Origin of the sequence: Pseudomonas fontis (assembly GCF_028656955.1) — a bacterium.
Taxonomy (GTDB): domain Bacteria; phylum Pseudomonadota; class Gammaproteobacteria; order Pseudomonadales; family Pseudomonadaceae; genus Aquipseudomonas; species Aquipseudomonas fontis.
The window spans coordinates 17,453-37,645 of sequence record NZ_JAMDGY010000030.1 but is presented as its reverse complement, the minus strand read 5'-3'; the positions used below and the strand labels follow the sequence as shown (position 1 = coordinate 37,645).

The window sequence follows — 20,193 nt, the reverse complement described above, 5'->3', positions numbered from 1 at the left end:
CTCCCACGCCCAGGAACTTGGATCCATCCCCCGGAGCATCTTACAAATGCCTTACTGGAAGCAGGAGCAGCTCGCACAGTTACAGTGTGCGGACAGTCAGCAGCAGATGTTCGAATCGGCCTTGTCCCTGGCGGAACAGTTGGGCATGCACTACATGGGCTACAGCATCCGCAGCCGGCACGTCACGCTCAAGCCGCAGACCCTGTTGTTCAACAACTACCCGGATGCCTGGAACCAGGAGTATCAGGCTGAGGGCTACTTCGACATCGACCCCACCGTGGAGCACTGTCGAAACTCCTTGCTGCCAGTGCTCTGGAGCAACGACCTGTTCAGTGAAACGCCACAATTGCGCGAGGCGTCGATCCGTTTTGGCCTGCAGCATGGCTGGAGCCTGGCGGTGCACGACGCACGTGGCAATGAAAGCATGCTGAGTGTGGCGCGCAGCACAAAGCCGATAGAACAGGAGGAGTTCTATGACAAGGCCGGGCAGACGATGTGGCTGTGCAACCTACTGCACAATTTAATGGCAGATCAGTTGTTCCAGCAGCCAACCAACAAGTTTCACCTTACCGTTCGGGAAATCGAAGTGCTCAAATGGTCGGCCGAAGGCAAGACCGCCGACGATATCGCCTGCATCCTCAGCCTGTCGAAAAGCACGGTCAACTTTCATATCCGCAGCTTCATCACCAAACTCGACACCAACAACAAGACCAGCGCCGTCGCCATCGCCGCGCGACACGGTCTGCTCTGACGCCCTATCGTCCACTCCCCCCTTGAGCACAGAAGCACTGTAGAATCGGGCCTTTGCACGCCAAGCCCCAGAGCCCCGATACGCCATGCCCCTGCTGAACACCCCCTACGCCGAACTCGACCTGATTCGCCAGCCCGAACAGGCCAACGATCCCCTGCAAGCCTTCGATGCCGCCGACGAGTACCTGCTCGCCTACCTGGCCGAACAGCAATTGCCGGCCTCGGCACGGGTGCTGGTGCTCAATGACAGCTTCGGGGCCCTGGCCATCAGCCTTAGGGCCCACGTCCAGGTGCTCAGCAGTGGCGATTCGTACCTGGCCCGCCTGGGCCTGGAGAAGAACCTGGGGCGCAACGACCTGGCCTTCGATGCAGTGCCCTTCGTGCCGGCCAGCGAGGCATTCCAGGGCCCGTTCGACCGCGTCCTGGTGCGGGTACCCAAGACCCTGGCGCTGCTTGAAGAGCAGTTGATCCGCCTGCAAGGCCAGTTGGCCCCCGGCGCCCAGGTGATTGCCGGGGCGATGATCAAGCACTTGCCCCGCGCTGCCGGGGATTTGCTGGAGAAATACATCGGGCCGGTGCAGGCGTCCCTGGGGCAGAAGAAGGCGCGCCTGCTGATCGCCACCGCCGAGGACAAACCCAAGGCCGTGTCGCCCTACCCGACCCGCTACCTGCTCGATCAACCGCCGCTGGAGTTGCTCAACCACGCCAACGTGTTCTGCCGCGAAGGCCTGGATATCGGCACGCGGGCCTTCCTCCCGCACCTGCCGCGTGACCTGGGCAGTGCGCGGGTCGCCGACCTGGGCTGTGGCAACGGGGTGTTGGCGATTGCCAGCGCGTTGCAGAACCCGCAGGCGCAATACACCTTGGTGGATGAGTCGTACATGGCCGTGCAATCGGCTGCCGAGAACTGGCGGGCGGCGCTGGGTGAGCGGCCGGTGACGGTGCAGGCGGACGATGGCCTGGCCGGGCAGCCGGCGCAGTCGCTGGAGGTGGTGCTGTGCAACCCGCCGTTCCACCAGCAGCAGGTGGTGGGCGACTTCCTCGCCTGGCGGATGTTCCAGCAGGCGCGCGAAGCGCTGGTCGTGGGCGGTGCACTGTATATCGTCGGCAACCGCCACCTGGGCTATCACAGCAAGCTGGCCCGGTTGTTCCGGGGCGTCGAGCAAGTGGCGGCGACGCCAAAGTTCGTGGTGCTCAAGGCGCGCAAGTAAGCGCGATTTGTGGGGGATTCATCGCCGGCAAGGCCGGCTCCCACAGTGGGCAGGTGCAGAACCCATTTGTCCGGCCCCTGTGGGAGTCGGCCTTGCCGGCGATGAGGCCCGCAGGCAAAAAAAACCCTCCCCGGCTCGCACCGGGGAGGGCTATAAAATCCGCCGCAAGGCGGGATGGGAAGTCAGTTATCCAGGCGTACTCAAGCCCGCCGCACTCATGAACAGGCGCACCAGCCAGGCGAATACCGCCAGGGTGAGTACGCTGCCTGTCCAGATCACCGCCAGCCAGCCCAAACGCTGCAGCAGCGGCTTTTTCTCTTCCTCGAAGGTATCTTTGCCAGTCATTGCCAGGCCCTCCTAGTGGTAGCCGTCCTCGTGGGTCACCTTGCCGCGGAACACGTAGTAGCTCCAGAAGGTGTAGCCAAGGATGAACGGAATGATGAACAGCGTGCCCACCAGCATGAAGCCCTGGCTCTGCGGCGGCGCCGCGGCATCCCAGATCGAGATCGACGGCGGGATGATGTTCGGCCACAGGCTGATCCCCAGGCCGCTATAGCCCAGGAAGATCAACACCAGCGTCAGCAGGAACGGCGTGTAATGCGCATTGCGGGCCACCGCACGCAGCAGGTAATACAGCGTGACCAGCACCAGGACCGGCACCGGCAGGAACCAGAACAGGTTCGGCAGGCTGAACCAGCGCTCGGCGATGTCCGGGTGCGCCAGCGGCGTCCACAGGCTGACGATGCCGGTCACGGCCAGCAACGCATAGGCCAGCGGCCGCGCCAGGTCGTGCATCTGCAATTGCAGCTTGCCCTCGGTTTTCATGATCAGCCAGGTGCACCCCAGCAAGGCGTAGGCAACGATCAGGGCCAAGCCGCAGAACAGGCTGAACGGCGTCAACCAGTCCAGGCTACCGCCGACGAAGTTGCGGTCGACCACCTCGAAGCCTTCAATGAAGGCCCCCAGTGCCACCCCCTGGAAGAACGTCGCCGCCAGCGAACCGCCGATAAACGCCTTGTCCCACAGATGGCGCTTGGCAGCAGTGGCCTTGAAGCGGAACTCGAACGCCACGCCACGGAAGATCAGCCCCACCAGCATCAGCATCAGCGGCAGGTACAGCGCCGACAGCACCACGGCGTAGGCCAGCGGGAAGGCGCCGAACAACGCCGCGCCGCCCAATACCAGCCAGGTTTCGTTGCCGTCCCATACCGGGGCGACGGTGTTCATCATCACATCGCGGTCCTGCTCGCCCTTGACGAAAGGGAAGAGGATGCCGATGCCCAGGTCGAAGCCGTCCATCACCACGTACATCATGATGCCGAAGATGATGATCACGGCCCAGATCAGCGGAAGATCAATACCCATGACTCAGTTCCCCTTGCTCAGGCGTGTGCCTTCATCGTGATCGTCATCGGCAGCCGACAGCGGCCGCGCCGGGGTGCGGTGCTGGCCAGGGCCACCGGGGTTGGTTTCTTCGCCTTCGCCGGTTTTCGGGCCTTTGCGCACCAGGCGCATCATGTAGCCAAGGCCGGCGCCAAACAGGGCGAAATACACCACCACGAACATCACCAGGGTCAGGCCGAGCTGGGTGTAGCTGTGCGATGACACCCCATCGGCGGTACGCATCAGGCCATACACCACCCACGGCTGACGGCCGATCTCAGTGGTGAACCAGCCCGCTAGGATCGCGATCAGGCCCGATGGCCCCATCCACAGGGTCATGTACAGGAACGGACGCGAGCTATACAGCGTGCCGCGCTTGCGCAGCCAGACGCTCCACAGGCCAACGCCGATCATCAGCATGCCCAGGCCGACCATGATGCGGAACGACCAGAAGACGATGGTCGAGTTGGGCCGGTCTTCAGGCGGGAACTCCTTCAACGCCGGCACCTGCTTGTCCAGGCTGTGGGTCAGGATCAGGCTGCCGAGCGCCGGGATCTCCAACTTGAAGTGAGTCGTCTCGTTCTTCATGTCGGGGATGCCGAACAGGATCAGCGAGGTGGGCTCATTGCCGATGTTTTCCCAGTGTCCTTCGATAGCCGCGATCTTCGCCGGTTGGTGCTTGAGCGTGTTCAAACCGTGGAAGTCGCCGATCACCGCCTGCACCGGGGCGACGATCAAGGCCATCCACATGGCCATCGAGAGCATCTTGCGGATGGCCGGGTTATCGCGGCCACGCAACAGGTGCCAGGCCGCCGAGGCCCCGACGAAGAACGCCGTGGCCACGAAGGCAGCGGTCGCCATGTGCGCCAGGCGGTAGGGGAACGACGGGTTGAAGATGACCGCGAACCAGTCCACCGGAATGATCCGGCCATCGACGATTTCATAGCCTTGCGGGGTCTGCATCCAGCTGTTGGAGGCGAGAATCCAGAACGTGGAGACCAGCGTGCCGATCGCCACCATGACCGTGGCGAAGAAGTGCAGGCGGCGCCCGACACGGTTCCAGCCAAACAGCATGACGCCCAGGAAGCCGGCCTCGAGGAAGAACGCGGTCAGCACTTCATAGGTCAGCAAGGGGCCAGTGACAGACCCGGCGAAGTCGGAGAATTTGCTCCAGTTGGTACCGAATTGGTAAGCCATCACCAGGCCGGAGACCACGCCCATGCCGAAGTTGACGGCGAAGATCTTCGACCAGAAATGGTAGAGATCGCGGTACACGCTGTTGTTGGTTTTCAGCCACAAGCCTTCAAGCACAGCAAGGTAGCTCGCCAGGCCGATGGTGATGGCCGGGAACAGGATGTGAAAGGAGATGGTAAACGCGAACTGAATTCGGGCGAGATCTAGGGCCTCTAAGCCGAACATAGTGCTTCCTCTGTCAGGTAATCCAGCGTCAGGGCTCAGGCCTTGGCGCCAACTGCCCCCACGTTGATTGAGTGCGGCAAGTTGGAATTGTTCTGAAAACTTTCAAATCGCAGGGAATTCGGCCCTCCGGCCACATCGTTGCAAATGGAACTATTGATCCAGATCAACGATTGAAAGAAGGATAGTCCTGAAAGGCCGGACGGGTTGTGTGGTCGATTGCCGCGTGACCAGTTGCCTCACCCCCTTGTCGGTAAATGAAATCGGTGCGCTCAACGCACAGGGGCAGCGGTTTGTGCAACCTGTTGTTACAAACTGGTGATAATCTCGCCTCTCCCCCCCTGCCAAGGCTCTGTTTCGCCCATGTCAGCCAGTGCCCCGCTGTTGCTCCGTCATCACCGACCGTTCCTTTCGTTCTGGCTGGCCCGGGTGTTTACCGCCAGCGGTTTCCAGATGCTGACCGTGGCCATCGGCTGGCACCTCTACCAACTGACCGGCAATGTGCTGGACCTGGGGTTGGTGGGCCTGGTCGAGTTCGCCCCACGGGTGCTGTTCATGCTGCACACCGGGCACGTCGCCGACCGCTACGACCGGCGCCGCGTCGCCGCGTTGTGCCAGGCCTTGCAGGCATTGATTGCGCTGGCGCTGGTGATTGGCAGCAGCACCGACAACGTCAGCCGCGAGATGATCTTCGTGTTGGCCTTCCTGCTGGGCGCGGCGCGCTCGTTCGAGATGCCGGCCACTCAGGCGCTGTTGCCCAATGTGGTGCCGCCGGGGCTGTTCCCGCGCGCCGTGGCGGCTTCGGCTTCAGCCATGCAGTCGGCGACCATCGTGGCGCCGGCCGCTGGCGGCTTCCTGTATGCGTTCGGCAGTGTCTGGGTGTATGGCCCGACGGTGTGCCTGTATGTGATTGCCTGCGTGCTGACGCTGAACCTCACGGCGCGCCGCACGCCGCCCAACCAGGGCCGTGCCAGCCTGGAGTCGCTGCTGGCCGGGGTCCGCTTCATCCGCAGCCGGCCGGATGTGCTCGGCGCGATTTCGCTGGACCTGTTCGCCGTGCTGCTGGGCGGCGCCACCGCGTTGCTGCCGGTGTTCGCCAAGGACATCCTGTTGACCGGGCCGTGGGGCCTGGGCCTGCTGCGCTCGGCGCCAGCGGTGGGCGCGCTGCTGATGTCGGTGTGGCTGGCGCGCTTCCCGGTGGAGCGCAAGGTCGGGCGGGTGATGTTCACCGCAGTCGGGGTGTTTGGCGTGGCAACCATCGCCTTTGGCCTGTCCACCTCGTTCTGGTTCTCACTGGCGGTGCTGGCGGTACTGGGCGCGGCGGACATGATCAGCATGGTGATTCGCGGTGCGTTCGTGCAGTTGGAGACACCCGATGAGATGCGCGGGCGGGTGAGTGCGGTGAACGGGCTGTTCATCGGTGCCTCAAATCAGCTCGGGGAATTCGAGTCCGGGGTCACCGCGCACTGGTTTGGCACAGTGCCCGCCGTGGTCATGGGCGGGGTCGGCACGCTGCTGGTGACCGGCGTATGGATCAAGCTGTTCCCGACCCTGGCCAATCGAGATCACCTGCAGAGCAAAAACTCAGGCTGAGCGGATTGGCGCGCCAAGGATCAAAGCGCCAAGGTCAGTTGGCGCTCGAAGCCAATCGCGGCGCGGTAGCCGTTACCGGTCACTGTCCAGCCAAGTGCCCGATACAGTCCCAATGCGGCAGTGTTTTGCTCATCCACCGACAGTTGCAGGCAATGAACCTGCGGCCACAGCGCCCTGACTGTCGTCGGTAACTCAGTCAACAAAAGCCGACCCAAGCCACAGCGTTGCGCCCTGCGGTCTATCTGCAACGCATGCACGGTTGCAGCGTCGCGGCGGGCCCAGGGCGGTAGAAGTTCGCCGCGTTTAAGCAATAGAAATGCCTTGGGCACCTCCTCTACCAGCAGGGCCAGGCCACACACATCGGGGTGTGACCTGCCGCGCAGAATATGCAGTTCACTTTCGATATCGCCAGCGAACATCCGCTGTTCAGGCAACAGTTCGATATCGAGAAGTTGGGCATGTTGCAGAGGCGACAGGTCCCGGAGCGGGCTCAGGTGCGGGGGCATGGACATTTTGGCCAAAGTAAACCTAGAGTCTAATTCACCAAGGTAAAACGGCGAAATCGGTAGGGATCGGTGCCAATCACGCGCAATCATTCACCCTGCGTTGAGCATGCTGATATGATGCGCGGCTTTTTTCCGGCCCAAAATAAAATCCACAGCCACCCGGTATGGTCTGTGCTTTGCTAATTGGGTCGAATACAACAACGGCGCCACCGCGCGCCACGGGGAGCGGGCATGCTGGAAAGGCTGTTTCAACTAAAAGCACACGACACCAATGTGCGCACCGAGATTCTGGCGGGCGTCACTACCTTCCTGGCCATGGCCTACATCCTGTTCGTCAACCCGAGCATCCTCGGCGAGACCGGCATGGACAAGGGGGCGATCTTCGTCGCCACGTGCCTGGCAGCCGCCATCGGCTCGACCGTGATGGGCCTGATCGCCAACTACCCGATTGCCCTGGCACCGGGCATGGGCCTGAACGCCTTCTTCACCTACACCGTGGTCCTGCACATGGGCCACACCTGGCAGGTGGCCCTGGGCGCGGTGTTCATCTCCGCCGTACTGTTCTTCCTGCTGTCGATCTTCAAGATCCGCGAATGGATCGTGAACAGCATCCCGCTGCCGCTGCGCTCGGCGATTGCCGCCGGTATCGGCCTGTTCCTGGCGCTGATCGCCCTGCACAACGCCGGCATCGTCGTCGACAACAAAGCCACCCTGGTCGGCCTGGGTGATCTGAAACAACCCGCACCGATCCTTGCGACCCTGGGCTTCTTCCTGATCGTCGCACTGGAAGCACTGAAAATCCGTGGCGCCGTGCTGATCGGCATCCTGGCCGTCACCGTCACCTCCATCGGGCTGGGCTTCACCCCGTTTGGCGGGGTGATGTCGATGCCACCATCACTGGCCCCGACCTTCCTGCAGCTGGACATCATGGGCGCGCTGGACATCGGCCTGGTCAGCGTGATCTTCGCCTTCCTGTTCGTCGACCTGTTCGACAACTCCGGCACCCTGATCGGCGTCGCCAAGCGCGCCGGCCTGATGGGCAAGGACGGCCACATGCCGAAAATGGGCCGTGCGCTGATCGCCGACAGTACGGCAGCGATGGCCGGTTCCCTGCTGGGCACCTCGACCACCACCAGCTACATCGAGTCGGCTGCCGGCGTGAGCGCGGGCGGGCGTACCGGCCTGACCGCCATCGTGGTTGCCCTGCTGTTCCTCCTGGCGCTGTTCTTCGCGCCACTGGCCGGCAGTGTTCCAGCCTTCGCCACCGCGCCGGCGCTGCTGTTCGTCGCCGTGCTGATGGCCTCGGGCCTGGCGGAAATCAACTGGGATGACGTCACCGAAGCCGCACCGGTGGTGATCACCGCACTGGCCATGCCGCTGACCTACTCGATCGCCAACGGCATCGCCTTCGGCTTCATTTCCTGGACGGCGATCAAGCTGATTTCCGGTCGTCACCGCGACCTGAACCCGGCGCTGGTGATCCTGTCCATCCTGTTCGTCATCAAGTTGGGCTGGTTCAACGCATGAGTGCTGTCCTCGATCCATCGTCCTACACCGCGCAGCTGGATGCCAAGGTCCAGCGCCTGCGCGAGCTGCTGGCGCCGTTCGCGGCGCCGGAGCCGGCCGTGTTCGACTCGCCGCGCGAGCATTACCGCCTGCGCGCCGAGTTCCGCCTGTGGCGCGAGAACGAGCAGCGCTTCTACGCGATGTTCGCGCCGGGCGAGAAGCACACGCCGATCCTGATCGAAGACTTCCCGATTGCCAGCCAGCGCATCAACGAGTTGATGCCCAAGCTCAAGGCCGCCTGGACTGCCAGTTCGGCGCTGAGTTTCAAGCTGTTCCAGGTGGAGTTCCTCACCACCCTGGCCGGCGACGGCATGATCACCCTGTGCTATCACCGCCCACTGGACGAGCACTGGGAAGCGGCCGCCACCAAACTGGCCAGCGACCTGGGTGTGAGCATCATTGGCCGCTCCAAGGGCAAACGCCTGGTAATCGGCCGTGATTACGCGGTCGAGGAGTTGCAGGTGGCCGGGCGTTCGTTCCGCTATCGCCAGCCGGAAGGCGCGTTCACCCAGCCCAACGGCACGGTGAACCAGAAGATGCTCAACTGGGCCTACGAGGCGCTGGGCGAACGTCAGGACGACTTGCTGGAGCTGTATTGCGGCAATGGCAACTTCACCCTGCCGCTGGCCACCCGCGTGCGCAAGGTGCTGGCCACCGAGATCAGCAAGACCTCGGTCAACGCCGCGCTGCACAACCTCGATGACAACGGTGTGGACAACGTGCGCCTGGTGCGTCTGTCGGCGGAAGAGCTGACCGAGGCGCTGAACGAGGTTCGCCCGTTCCGTCGCCTGGAAGGCATCGACCTGAAGAGCTACGACTTCGGCAGCGTGTTCGTCGACCCGCCACGGGCCGGCATGGACCCGGACACCTGCGAGTTGACCCGGCGCTTCGACAATATCCTGTACATCTCCTGCAACCCGGAGACGCTGGCGGCGAACATCGCCCAGTTGCATGACACCCACCGTGTCGAGCGCTGCGCCCTGTTTGACCAGTTCCCCTATACGCATCACATGGAGAGTGGGGTGTTGTTGGTTCGACGCTAGATGGTTGGTGCTTTCATCGCCGCGGTCCGGCGTCCCGGCAAGGCCGGCGCCCACAGGAAATCAGGTGATTGGCTTTTCTGTGGGAGCCGGCCTTGCCGGCGATGAGGCCCTTCAATTCACCGCCTGGCCAAACCCGAACACATCAACAACGGCACCACCTGGTCATCATCGGTCAACGCCCCATGGTGCCCACGCCAGTGGCTGGCATGCTTCTCCCCTTCGCTGCGAATGATCCCCCCGCCGCCGGTGGGCATCACGATCAACTGGCCAATACGCGACTCGGCCTGGCTCAGGATCACATCACCAAACAGCCCGCCGGCAATCGCCTGGGTCTTGCTCAATACCCGGTAGTCGTCGCCAAGACGGTTCTGCCAACGCTCATGCACCCGGTCCTGCTGGCCGGCTTCGGTATACAGGTAGCGCGCGCGGATATCGCCCGCAATGGCCTGCACACCCTGCTGCAACGCCGGCTCGGTATCAAAGTCACGCACGGCGTCACGGTCCAGGTCGCGCATGCCGTGGTCGGCGATCACCATCAGCGTTGCCGACGCCGGGAGCTGCCCGGCAATCGAACGCGCTAGCTGATCGGCGATTTCCAGTTGCTTGACCCAGGCCGGCGAGCCGGCGCCGAACAGGTGCCCGGCAAAATCCAGGTCACCGAAATAGGCAAAACAGAACGCCGGCCCTTCAACGTTCAAGGCGTCGTTGACCAACGCCGGGTAGGCCTCATAGGCGGGCGCCGGAAGAATGCGCGAGGCGCGATAGATGGCCTTGGTGAAGTCCGAGGTGGCGTAGCGTGCGAGCATCACCGTGCTGATCGCGATGCCCTGCTCACGCGCCTGGGCCCAGGCGGTCTGCGGCACGATGAACGACTCCGGGTCCGGCACCGGGCCGGCCTCGCTCGCAGGTTGCAACGGCGCGCAGGTCCAGGTCAGGGGCGACAGCTCGGTGTGTTCGTCCAGGGCGAAGCTGCAGCCGACGATCCCGTGTGCACCACTGCCCATGCCGGAGCTGATGGTGGCCAGGCTCGATGCCGTGGTGGCCGGGAAGCCGACCTTGAAGTGCGCGTCGGGCTGCATCAGCGAGGCCAGAAACGGCGCATGCCGTGCATGCGCCTTGAGCAGGTTCCAGCCCAACCCGTCGAGCAGTAGCAGGCAGGTGGCGGGGGAGCGGTCGAGGTGGAAGGCATTCCTGAAGCCCTGCCCGCCCAACCCGGAAAAAATCGATTGGGTCAGGTTGGCCAACCCCGGCCAGGTTGCTTCCATCAACCGCAACTCATCGAACTGCGCTGCCATGTTGCCCTCCGTGGACCGGTGCAAAACAACAGGTTTAGCACAGGCAACTCGATAGGCGTACTTTCATTGCGCCATCGCGGGACCCGCCCGCTCCCGCAGGCCGGTATTGCACCTGTGGGAGCGGGCGGGTCCCGCGATGCGGCGCGCAAGCCAGGCTCAGAAGTCGAAGAACACCGTCTCCCCGTCCCCCTGGATGCGGATATCAAAGCGGTACGCCAGTTGGCCATTGACCTCGCAACGCGTCGCCACCAGGGTCTCGCGCCGTTGCGGCTGCTCGATCAGGTTGAGCACCGGGCAGGCCGCATTGGCCGCGCCTTCATCCGCAAAATACAAGCGCGTGTGCAGGTGGATATTGATCCCCCGCGCAAACAGGCTGATGTTGATATGCGGCGCCATGGCCACTCCGGCACTGTTCTTCACCACCCCTGGCTTGACCGTGTGCAACGTCCACTCGCCGGCATCGAAAGTCGTCGCCGTGCGCCCGAAGCTGTTGAACGGTTTTTCCAGGTTGTAGTCGTCGTGGTACTCGCCGGCGTGGTCCGCCTGCCAGAACTCCAGGAACGAGTCGCGCACCAGATGGCCATTGCCGTCATACACATTGCCGAACACCACGATGTGCTCACCCGGCGCATCGCTGCGGGCCATCTGGTTCCAGATTTCCTGGTCACGCACGGGGTTGCCGGCCGCTTCCAGCGCCAGGCCGATATGCACATACGGGCCGGCCGTCTGCGAAGGGGTTTCCGGCAGCAGTTCGATAGGCATCTGAAAGCTCCTCAGCAGTGTTCGAAGTGAGTCTTGCGCTGGCCGCGCAGCACGATGTCAAAGCGATAGGCCAAACTGTCCATCGGGTTGGCGTTGCTCATGTCGAGCCGCGCAATCAGGCTCTGCACCGCCTCGGGGTTGGCGATGGACTTGACGATCGGGCACATCGGGATCAGCGGGTCACCTTCGAAATACAGCTGGGTGATCAGCCGCGTGGCAATCGAGGGGCCGCTGACCGACACATGGATATGCGCCGGGCGCCAGTCATTCGGGCCGTTGCGCCATGGGTACGGGCCCGGCTTGATGGTGCGGAAGCTGTAGTAGCCCTCGCTGTCGGTCAGGGCCCGGCCGACGCCGCCGAAGTTGGGGTCCAGCGGTGCCAGGTAGCGGTCGTTCTTGTGGCGGTAGCGGCCACCGGCGTTGGCCTGCCAGATCTCCACCAGGGTGTGCGGGATCGGCTTGCCGTACTGGTCGCACACGCGCCCGGCGAGGATGATCCGCTCGCCGATCGGCAAGCCGCCCTGGTTGAAGTTCAACAGCAGGTCGTGGTCGTGCTGGCCGAATTTCAGGTGTGAAAAGTCCGGCCCGGTGCTTTCACTGATCGATTGCGGGATGCTCACCAGCGCCTGGCGCGGCGAGCGGGCGATGGAGGTCTTGTAGTCAGGCGTAAGGGCTTTCGGATGCCAGTTCCGATCACGGATAGCGAAGCGACTGTTGTCTGTAGCAGACATGCCGTTCTCCTTGTTATTGGATGTTTGCAGAACCCGGACACACCAGGCAGAAGGCCCAGTCTCCACGCCCCAGGCACCCGCGAACACTGAAAAGAACAACACTACGCATAACCATATGGTTATGGATAACGCACAAGCCGACACGGATAATCCCGGTGGGCTAACCTTAACCCTCACCCATAATGCCCAGGAGAACACCCATGCAATGGCGAAAAGGCAGGCGCAGCGACAACGTGGTCGATGCCCGTGGCGAAGGCGGCGGTGGCGGCATGCGCTTTGGCGGCGGCAAGGGCCTGACCCTGGGCGCCGTGGTGCTGATCGTCGGCATCGGCCTGCTCACCGGCCAGGACCCGATGCAGATCCTCGGCCAACTGGCCGGGCAGATGGGCCAGCAGGGCACCCAGGTCGGCAGCCAGCCACAAACGCAAACCCGCACGGCGCCGCCGGCCAACGACCAGCAGGCCGAGTTCGTGCGCAGCATCCTCGGCGACACCGAAGACACCTGGAAAGCCATCTTTGCCCAGGCCGGCAAAACCTACAAAGACCCGACCCTGATCCTCTTCAGCGGCCAGGTCAGCTCGGCCTGCGGTTACGCCACCTCGGCCACCGGGCCGTTCTACTGCCCGGCCGACCAGAAGGTGTACCTGGACATGAGCTTCTTCACCGAGATGGAAAAACGCTTCGCCGCTGCCGGTGATTTCGCCCAGGCCTACGTGATCGCCCACGAAATCGGCCACCACGTGCAGACCCTGCTGGGCGTCTCGGCCAAGGTTCAGGCCGCGCGTCAGGCCGGCCAGCGCATGGAAGGCGACAACGGTCTATTGGTGCGCCAGGAGCTGCAAGCCGACTGCCTGGCCGGCGTCTGGGCCTACCAGGCGCAACAACGCCACAACTGGCTGGAACCCGGTGACGTCGAGGAAGCCCTGAATGCCGCCAACGCCATCGGCGACGACCGCTTGCAGCAGCAAGGCCAGGGCCGCGTGGTGCCGGACTCCTTCACCCATGGCACCTCCGCGCAACGCGTGCGCTGGTTCAAGACCGGCTTCGCCAAGGGCCAGATCAACCAATGCGACACCTTTAGCGCCCGAGCCCTCTAGCCCGCCAGTTGCCGGCCCACAGTGCGCCCGCACTGCGGGCCGCTACACATTTTGTTGATCATTTCTGTCGGAAATACCGAAAAAGCGTTTCAGCTCTGCGCCAAGCCGCCGATAAAAGCTGCTGAAGTCGGCTGGCCTCCAAAAAAAAGAACCTTCCAGCGATAAATGATCAAGTGAGCACTTCTTCTCTGGAGGGATACATGAATAGCTGGTTCGCCAACCTCAGCGTCAACCTTAAACTCGGCCTGGGCTTTGGCCTGGTCCTGCTGCTGACCAGCCTGCTGGCCCTGACCGGCTGGAACAGCATGGGCAGCCTGATCAACCGCAGCAACTGGATGAGCGACATTACCCAGCTCAACAGTGACCTGACCAACCTGCGCATCACCCGCCTGCAATACATGCTGACCAATGGCGACGACGCTGCTGCCGGCAACGTCCAGGTCAAGCTCAACACCTTCAGCGAACAGCAGCAGAAGCTGGTCAAGTCCTTCAAGAGCCCGGAGAACGTCAAGTTGCTCCAGGAGCTGGGCCAGACCATCAGCGACTATCAAGTGTCGCTGAGCAAGATGCGCAACGGCTACCGCACCACCCTCGCCTCCCGCGATGCTATGAACGTCGCCGCCACCCGCGCCATCGAGCTGATCGAAGCGATCAACCGTGACGTGCTGGCCCTGCCGGAGGGCGACGCCAGCCGCCTGGAGCAGTTCAAGTACGCCACCAGCGCCAAGGAGCACCTGATGCAGGTGCGTCTTGAAGTGCGCAGCTACATCGCCGACCTGACTGCGCAAACCGAACAGAACGCGCTGCGCCAGCTCGACACCGCCCTGGCCGAGATCCGCACCCTGAACACCCGCCTGCCGGCTGAAGGCGCACGCATCAAGCAATTCGAAGACGCCGTGCTGGCCTACCGCGACGCCGTGCGTCAGTTCAAGGACGCTACTGCCGAGATCGGCGTGGCGCGTGCCGAAATGACCGTGCAGGGCGCCGACATCGTCAAGCGCAGCGACGCGCTGTACCAGATCCAGCTTGAGCGTCGCGACAGCGAAAGCGCCCAGGCCCGTACCCTGCAAATCTCCACCACGCTGCTGGCGTTGCTGTTCGGTGTGCTGGCTGCGGTGATCATCACCCGCCAGATCACCCGCCCACTGCGCGAAACCCTGGCTGTGGTCGAGAAGATCGCCGCAGGCGACCTGACCCACGAACTGCGCGTTACCCGTCGCGACGAAATGGGTGCCTTGCAGCAAGGTATCCAGCGCATGGGTGCGACCCTGCGCGAGCTGATCAGCGGCATTCGTGACGGCGTCACGCAGATCGCCAGCGCGGCGGAAGAGTTGTCGGCAGTGACCGAAGAAACCAGCGCCGGGGTCAACAGCCAGAAGGTCGAGACCGACCAGGTGGCGACCGCGATGCACGAGATGGCCGCGACTGTTCAGGAAGTAGCACGCAACGCCGAGCACGCCTCCGAAGCGGCTACCGATGCTGACGGCCAGGCCCGTGCCGGTGACCAGGTGGTGGCCCAGGCCATCGCGCAAATCGAGCGCCTGGCGGTTGAGGTGAAGCGTTCGACCGAAGCCATGGATCAGTTGCAGAAGGAAAGCCAGAAGATCGGCAGCGTGATGGACGTGATCAAGTCGGTGGCCGAACAGACCAACCTGCTGGCGCTCAACGCGGCCATCGAAGCGGCCCGTGCCGGTGAAGCCGGTCGTGGTTTTGCCGTGGTGGCGGACGAGGTGCGTGGCTTGGCGCAACGCACGCAGAAGTCCACCGAAGAGATCGAAGTGCTGGTAGCCGGTTTGCAGAGTGGCACCCAGCAGGTGGCCAACGTGATGCTCGGCAGCCGGGCGCTGACCGACAGCAGCGTCGAGCTGACGCGCAAGGCCGGTAGCTCGCTGGAGAACATCACCCGCGTGGTGTCGAACATCCAGTCGATGAACCAGCAGATTGCCGCGGCAGCCGAGCAGCAGAGCGCGGTGGCCGAGCAGATCAGCCGCAGCATCATCAATGTGCGCGATGTGTCGGAGCAGACGGCGGCAGCCAGTGACGAGACGGCCGCATCGAGTGTGGAACTGGCCCGCCTGGGCAATCAGTTGCAGATGATGGTCAGCCACTTCCGGGTCTAAGGGCCTTCAAAGCATCGCGGGACCCGCCCGCTCCCACAGGGGTACCTTCAAACCCTGTGGGAGCGGGCGGGTCCCGCGATGCATTCACCCCTTACTTGACGACGTGCCCTACCCCACGCCCACGTGGGTCGGACGCCGTTTCCAGCGCCGTGCCATTGACCCGGATCGCCTGGATATCACCCATCTCCCAACCCTGATCCTCCAGGGTGTAGCCCATCTTCTTCAGCTCTTGCGCCACCTCACCGGTCAACGGTGCAAACGCGTCGAAGTAGATGGTGTCCTTGGGCAGCAACTGGTGATGCACACGCTGCGCTGCCACCGCCTTCTCCAGCGGCAAACCATAGTCATACAAGTTGTTCAGCACCTGGAAGATCGAGGTAAAGATCCGCGAGCCCCCCGGCGTGCCCAGCACCAGCGTGACCTGGCCATCGCGGGTCACCAGGCTTGGGCTCATCGACGAGAGCATGCGCTTGCCCGGCTCGATGGCATTGGCATCACCACCCACCACGCCAAAGGCATTCGCCACCCCCGGCTTGGAGCTGAAATCGTCCATCTCGTCATTGAGCAGGAAGCCCGCGCCCTTCACCACCACACCGCTGCCATAGTCCCAGTTCAGGGTGTAGGTGTTGCTCACCGCGTTACCCTGCTTGTCGACAATCGAGAAGTGCGTGGTCTGGTGCGGCTCCAGCCCCGGGCGGACTTTCGCGGTTTCGGAAATCGCCGTCGGGTTGACCTCCAGCGCACGCTTGGCCAGGTAGTCCTTGGCGATCAGTTCCTTCACCGGCACCTTGGAAAACGCCGGGTCGCCCAGGTAATCGGCACGGTCGGCAAACACGCGCTTCTCGATCTCGGCGAGCAAGTGGATGTAGCGCGCCGAGTTCAACTCGACCCCCTTGAAGTCCGCCGCGCGGTCTTCCTTGATACCCAGCAGTTGCGCCAGGGCAATGCCACCCGAGCTTGGCAGCGGCGCGGTATAGACCACGTTGCCACGCCAGTCGATGGCCATCGGCTCACGCCAGACCGCCTTGTAATCCTTGAGGTCGTCCTTGCTGATCAGGCCCTTGTCGGCCTGCATCTGCGCCACCAGCAGGTCGGCGGTCTTGCCCTGGTAGAACTCGCTCACGCCCTTGTCGGCGATACGCTCCAGGGTCTGCGCCAGCTCTGGCTGCTTGAAGGTCTCGCCGACTTTCATGCTGCCAAAGTAGTCGTTGAAGTTGGTGCTGTCCTTGAACAGGCCGTTGGCATCTTCACGGTACTGGTACTGCTTGGCGGCGATCTTGAAACCGTTTTTCGCGTAGCCGACCGCCGGGGTCAGCAGCTCGGCCCAGGGCAGCTTGCCGAACTTCTGGTGGGCTTCCCACAAGCCCATCACCGTGCCCGGTACACCGGCTGCGCGTGAGCCCACCAGGCTCAGGTTCTCGATGATCTCGCCTTTTTCATCCAGGTACATGTTGCGGCTCGCAGCCTTGGGCGCGGTCTCGCGGTAGTCGAGGAAATAGGGTTTGCCATCCATGTACAAGGTCATGAACCCGCCGCCACCGATGTTGCCGGCTTCGGGGTAGGTCACGGCCAGGGTGAAGGCCGTGGCGACGGCGGCGTCTACCGCGTTGCCGCCTTTTTTCAGGATATCGGCGGCAACCTGTGCGCCATATTGATCAGGTGCGGCAACCGCGCCGCCTTCGAGGGTCACGGCAAATGCCGAGGAACTGGCGGCAATCGCCACACTCAGGGTCAGAGCCCGGACTATCACAACGCGCATGACTGCTTCCTTGGTGTTGTTTTCGTTGAACAGCCATTAAGGCTTATGTCCGACGACTTATCAAACACCAGGTTTCAGCAGGCGTAGACCGCCAGCTTTTGCTGGATGAAATCCAGGAAGCACTGAATACGCAGGGCGAGCTGCGAGTTGCGGTAGTACACCGCGTGGATCGGTTGCCGGTAGCCGCTGTTGGCCTCTACCAACAACGCCTGCAATCGACCTGTGCGCACATCGTCATGGGTCATGAAGTGCGACAGGCAGACAATCCCCTCGCCCGCCAGCGCCAGCTCGCGCAACGTCTCGCCGCTGGACGCGGTGAGGCTTGGGCGGATCAGCAGGCGATCACCCTCGGCATGGCGCAGTGGCCAGTAGTTGAGGGTTTCGGTCTGGGTGAAGCCGAGCACCTGATGCTCGGCCAGGTCTTCGACCCGCTGTGGCGTGCCGTGCTTCTCCAGGTACGCCGGGCTGGCCAGGATGCTCAGCGGGCTGCAGCCAAGCGAGCGCGCATGCAGGCTGGAATCGGCCAGCTCGCCGATGCGAATGGCGACATCGGTGCTCTGCTCAAGCAGGTCGATGATCAGGTCGTTGGTGTGCAGCTCCAGCTGGATCTGCGGGTACAACGCGCGGAACTCGCCGACCCAGGGCACGATGGCGTGCAGCATGAACGGCAGCGCGGCATTGATCCGCAAGCGTCCCGAAGGGGTCTGGTGATGCTGCAGGAGGTGCTCTTCCAGCTCATCCATCTGCGCCAGGATCGCCTTGGAGCGTTCGAAGAAAAACCGGCCTTCCTCGGTCAGGTCCATGCGCCGCGTGGTGCGGTTGATCAGCGTGGTGCCGAGCTTGCTCTCCAGCCGTGACAGGGTCCGGCTGATCGCCGAAGGCGTCTGCCCACCCTGCTCGGCCGCCGCGGAAATCGAGCCACACTCGATCACCGAGACAAACACCTGCAACTCATCAGACCTGGCTTTCACGGTTTTACCCTGGATTGGCGAACAGCCCTGATCAATAGCCGCTGGCGACGAACGACGCAAGCCTTGATCACGCCTGGGGCAGGAAAACCTGCGCCAGGTGCTGCTCGTACGCCGCCACGGCGGCCTCTACGTTCGGGCGCTTCATCACGTCCACTGCCAGGTAGGTGGGCAGGCCGCTCATGCCGAGGAACTGGTTGGCCTTGTGGAACGGGAAGTACACCGCGTCCACGCCCTTGCCTTCAAAGAAGTCGCTCGGGTCGTCGAAGGCTTGCTGCGGCGCGTTCCAGGTCAGCGACAGCATGTACTGCTTGCCCTGGATCAAACCACCGCTGCCGTATTTTTGCGAAGCATCGGAACGGGTGCGGCCGTCGCTGGCATAGAGGCTGCCGTGGCCGGCGGTGAACACTTCGTCCAGATACTGCTTGACGGTCCAGGGGGCCCCCATCCACCAGCCCGGCATCTGGTAGATGATCACGTCGGCCCAGAGGAATTTCTCGACCTCTTCGGCGTTGTCGTAGCCGCCATCGATGTAGGTGGTCTTGATGTCGAAACCGGCGCGGTCAAAAAACGCGGCGGCGGCATCGTGCAGGGTTTCGTTCAGGCGGCCGTCGGAGTGGGCGAACTTTTTACCGCCGTTGAGCAACAGGATCTTCTTCATCACTTGCCTCGTCATCTGGGGGTTCGCTGCAGGTCGATGGGTATACCGGAACCGGAGCGGATCAATTTGATGGCGGCAGAATAGAGCCTGCCGGGCGAGAGAAAAACCGTGCCCGGGGCAAAAGCCTTTTGACCAAAATGCACGAATCAAACACTTATTGTTGAAATAAAATCAGCACCTTCCTTACTTGAGGTGCCCCATGAGCGAACCCTACGGCTTCATTCTCAAAGCCAAGACCCGCCCGGACATGGCCGATGCGTTCGAAGCGTTGTTCCGTGCCTACGTTGAACCGAGCCGCGCCGAACCCGGCTGCATCGAGTACCACATGCTGCGCGACCTGGAAGACCCGAGCCTGTTCGTCTTCTATGAGATCTGGGCCAGCCAGGCCGCCCTGGATGTGCATTCGGCCTTGCCGCACATGCAGCAGTTCTTCGAGCAGCGCTTCGACTACCTGGAGCGCGACTTCGCTATCCAGCGGGTCGAGATGCTCAGCGCGTCCTCGGCTAGCCGTTGATCAGCAGGTGCGTGCCGAGCAGCGCCAGGCCGATGAAGAAGCAGCGCTTGAACAGCGCGGCACTGATGCGTTGACGCAACCATTGCCCCAGCAGCATGCCGAGCAATGCCGGCGCCAGCACCACCAGTGATGCCGCCAATGCCTGGCCGCCGAGCGCGCCCTGCCCGGCCAGCCCGAGCGCCAGGGCCAGCGTCGACACGGTGAACGACAGGCCCAGCGCCTGGATCATCTCGTCGCGGGTCAGGCCAAGGGTTTGCAGGTAGGGCACCGCCGGGATCACGAACACCCCGGTGGCGGCAGTGACCACCCCCGTGAGCAGGCCGCACAGCGGCCCGAGCCAGCGCTCGCGGGACGGCGCGACCTTGAAGCTCGGCAGGCACAAACCGTACAGCGCATACAGCACCAGTGCCCCACCCAAGGCGTGCGCCGCCCAGGCGCCACTGCTGATGCCAAGCCAGGCACTGCCGAGCAGGGTGCCCAGGAAAATCGTCGCAAGCATCGGCCACAGCCGGCGCAGCAGCGCCAGCAGGTGCCCACCGGCGGCCAGTTGCCAGAGGTTGGTCAGCGTTGACGGCACGATCAGCAGCGCCGCAGCCTGCGCGGGGGCCATAGCCAGGCCGAGCAGGCCCATGGCGATGGTCGGCAAGCCGAGGCCAATCACCCCCTTCACCGCCCCGGCCAGCAAAAACGTCAGCACCACCAGCAGCGACAGGGCTGGGCCAATATCCTGATAAAAACCGATCAATGTATTCATGGGCCGATTTTGCGCCAGCTGCGCGGGGCTGAAAATTCGCCATATACTCAGCCTGACTATTGCC

General features: G+C 63.2%; 19 protein-coding genes and 1 pseudogene. 9 read left to right on the top strand and 11 right to left on the bottom strand.

Features of this window, described 5'->3' with window-relative positions; all coding sequences use genetic code 11:
- Window positions 1-46: 46 nt before the first annotated feature.
- Together M5G11_RS13375 and M5G11_RS13370 are read left to right on the top strand one after the other, a co-directional pair.
- Window positions 47-751: a helix-turn-helix transcriptional regulator gene (locus M5G11_RS13375; RefSeq protein WP_273912512.1), complete on the top strand. Its 705-nt coding sequence runs from the start codon at window positions 47-49 to the stop codon at window positions 749-751.
- 85 nt (window positions 752-836) lie between these two features.
- Window positions 837-1,961 (top strand): methyltransferase, encoded by a 1,125-nt coding sequence (locus tag M5G11_RS13370; protein WP_273912511.1) that lies wholly within the window; start codon window positions 837-839, stop codon window positions 1,959-1,961.
- Between the two features lie 186 nt (window positions 1,962-2,147).
- On the opposite strand, the gene M5G11_RS13365 is transcribed toward M5G11_RS13370, so the two are convergent.
- The 3 genes from M5G11_RS13365 to M5G11_RS13355 are packed head-to-tail and all read right to left on the bottom strand — an operon-like array spanning window position 2,148 to window position 4,763.
- Window positions 2,148-2,306, bottom strand: a complete 159-nt coding sequence (locus M5G11_RS13365) for a DUF2474 domain-containing protein (RefSeq protein ID WP_273912510.1) — start codon at window positions 2,304-2,306, stop codon at window positions 2,148-2,150.
- A gap of 12 nt (window positions 2,307-2,318) precedes the next feature.
- Window positions 2,319-3,326 (bottom strand): cytochrome d ubiquinol oxidase subunit II, encoded by a 1,008-nt coding sequence (cydB, locus tag M5G11_RS13360; protein WP_273912509.1) that lies wholly within the window; start codon window positions 3,324-3,326, stop codon window positions 2,319-2,321.
- A 3-nt stretch (window positions 3,327-3,329) separates the two neighbouring features.
- On the bottom strand, window positions 3,330-4,763 hold the full coding sequence (locus M5G11_RS13355; protein WP_273912508.1) for a cytochrome ubiquinol oxidase subunit I: 1,434 nt from the start codon (window positions 4,761-4,763) through the stop codon (window positions 3,330-3,332).
- Between the two features lie 360 nt (window positions 4,764-5,123).
- Between M5G11_RS13355 and M5G11_RS13350 the strand changes: the two genes are divergently transcribed.
- The gene (locus M5G11_RS13350; protein WP_273912507.1) at window positions 5,124-6,353 is read left to right on the top strand and encodes an MFS transporter; all 1,230 of its coding nucleotides are present in this window, start codon (window positions 5,124-5,126) and stop codon (window positions 6,351-6,353) included.
- A 20-nt stretch (window positions 6,354-6,373) separates the two neighbouring features.
- Here the strand turns inward: M5G11_RS13350 and M5G11_RS13345 are convergent, their stop codons facing one another.
- The gene (locus tag M5G11_RS13345) at window positions 6,374-6,859 is read right to left on the bottom strand and encodes a GNAT family N-acetyltransferase (protein WP_273912538.1); all 486 of its coding nucleotides are present in this window, start codon (window positions 6,857-6,859) and stop codon (window positions 6,374-6,376) included.
- 231 nt (window positions 6,860-7,090) lie between these two features.
- Here M5G11_RS13345 and M5G11_RS13340 point away from each other — a divergent pair, with 231 nt between their 5' ends.
- Both M5G11_RS13340 and trmA read left to right on the top strand, forming a co-directional pair.
- Window positions 7,091-8,386, top strand: coding sequence for an NCS2 family permease (locus M5G11_RS13340; protein WP_273912506.1), 1,296 nt, complete (start codon window positions 7,091-7,093; stop codon window positions 8,384-8,386).
- Window positions 8,383-9,468 (top strand): tRNA (uridine(54)-C5)-methyltransferase TrmA, encoded by a 1,086-nt coding sequence (gene trmA, locus M5G11_RS13335; RefSeq protein ID WP_273912505.1) that lies wholly within the window; start codon window positions 8,383-8,385, stop codon window positions 9,466-9,468. The genes M5G11_RS13340 and trmA overlap by 4 nt, the downstream gene beginning before the upstream one ends.
- Before the next feature lie 116 nt (window positions 9,469-9,584).
- On the opposite strand, the gene M5G11_RS13330 is transcribed toward trmA, so the two are convergent.
- The 3 genes from M5G11_RS13330 to pcaH all read right to left on the bottom strand — a co-directional run bounded on the left by M5G11_RS13330 (window position 9,585) and on the right by pcaH (window position 12,256).
- A complete protein-coding gene (locus M5G11_RS13330; protein WP_273912504.1) occupies window positions 9,585-10,763 on the bottom strand; it encodes an alkaline phosphatase family protein in 1,179 nt (392 codons plus the stop codon).
- A 156-nt stretch (window positions 10,764-10,919) separates the two neighbouring features.
- On the bottom strand, window positions 10,920-11,525 hold the full coding sequence (pcaG, locus tag M5G11_RS13325; RefSeq protein ID WP_273912503.1) for a protocatechuate 3,4-dioxygenase subunit alpha: 606 nt from the start codon (window positions 11,523-11,525) through the stop codon (window positions 10,920-10,922).
- 11 nt (window positions 11,526-11,536) lie between these two features.
- Window positions 11,537-12,256, bottom strand: a complete 720-nt coding sequence (pcaH, locus tag M5G11_RS13320; RefSeq protein ID WP_273912502.1) for a protocatechuate 3,4-dioxygenase subunit beta — start codon at window positions 12,254-12,256, stop codon at window positions 11,537-11,539.
- Window positions 12,257-12,456: 200 nt separating this feature from the next.
- Between pcaH and ypfJ the strand changes: the two genes are divergently transcribed.
- From ypfJ to M5G11_RS27610, 3 genes and pseudogenes are all read left to right on the top strand, one after another.
- Entirely contained in the window at window positions 12,457-13,353 is an 897-nt protein-coding gene (ypfJ, locus tag M5G11_RS13315) for a KPN_02809 family neutral zinc metallopeptidase (protein ID WP_273912501.1), read from the top strand.
- A 200-nt stretch (window positions 13,354-13,553) separates the two neighbouring features.
- A pseudogene (locus M5G11_RS27615) lies at window positions 13,554-14,618 on the top strand (methyl-accepting chemotaxis protein); the annotation flags it as partial.
- The gene (locus M5G11_RS27610) at window positions 14,610-15,473 is read left to right on the top strand and encodes a methyl-accepting chemotaxis protein (RefSeq protein WP_420793848.1); all 864 of its coding nucleotides are present in this window, start codon (window positions 14,610-14,612) and stop codon (window positions 15,471-15,473) included. The pseudogene M5G11_RS27615 and the gene M5G11_RS27610, both read left to right, overlap by 9 nt.
- Before the next feature lie 91 nt (window positions 15,474-15,564).
- Here M5G11_RS27610 and ggt read toward each other — a convergent pair whose 3' ends face one another.
- From ggt to mdaB, 3 genes are all read right to left on the bottom strand, one after another.
- Complete coding sequence (ggt, locus tag M5G11_RS13305) at window positions 15,565-17,232, bottom strand: gamma-glutamyltransferase (protein ID WP_273912499.1); 1,668 nt, start codon at window positions 17,230-17,232, stop codon at window positions 15,565-15,567.
- Window positions 17,233-17,306: 74 nt separating this feature from the next.
- Window positions 17,307-18,203: a LysR family transcriptional regulator gene (locus M5G11_RS13300; RefSeq protein WP_273912498.1), complete on the bottom strand. Its 897-nt coding sequence runs from the start codon at window positions 18,201-18,203 to the stop codon at window positions 17,307-17,309.
- A gap of 67 nt (window positions 18,204-18,270) precedes the next feature.
- On the bottom strand, window positions 18,271-18,861 hold the full coding sequence (mdaB, locus tag M5G11_RS13295) for an NADPH:quinone oxidoreductase MdaB (protein WP_273912497.1): 591 nt from the start codon (window positions 18,859-18,861) through the stop codon (window positions 18,271-18,273).
- Between the two features lie 199 nt (window positions 18,862-19,060).
- Between mdaB and M5G11_RS13290 the strand changes: the two genes are divergently transcribed.
- Window positions 19,061-19,375: a putative quinol monooxygenase gene (locus tag M5G11_RS13290; RefSeq protein ID WP_273912496.1), complete on the top strand. Its 315-nt coding sequence runs from the start codon at window positions 19,061-19,063 to the stop codon at window positions 19,373-19,375.
- Here the strand turns inward: M5G11_RS13290 and M5G11_RS13285 are convergent.
- Complete coding sequence (locus M5G11_RS13285) at window positions 19,365-20,129, bottom strand: sulfite exporter TauE/SafE family protein (RefSeq protein ID WP_273912495.1); 765 nt, start codon at window positions 20,127-20,129, stop codon at window positions 19,365-19,367. The genes M5G11_RS13290 and M5G11_RS13285 overlap by 11 nt on opposite strands.
- Window positions 20,130-20,193 lie beyond the last annotated feature (64 nt).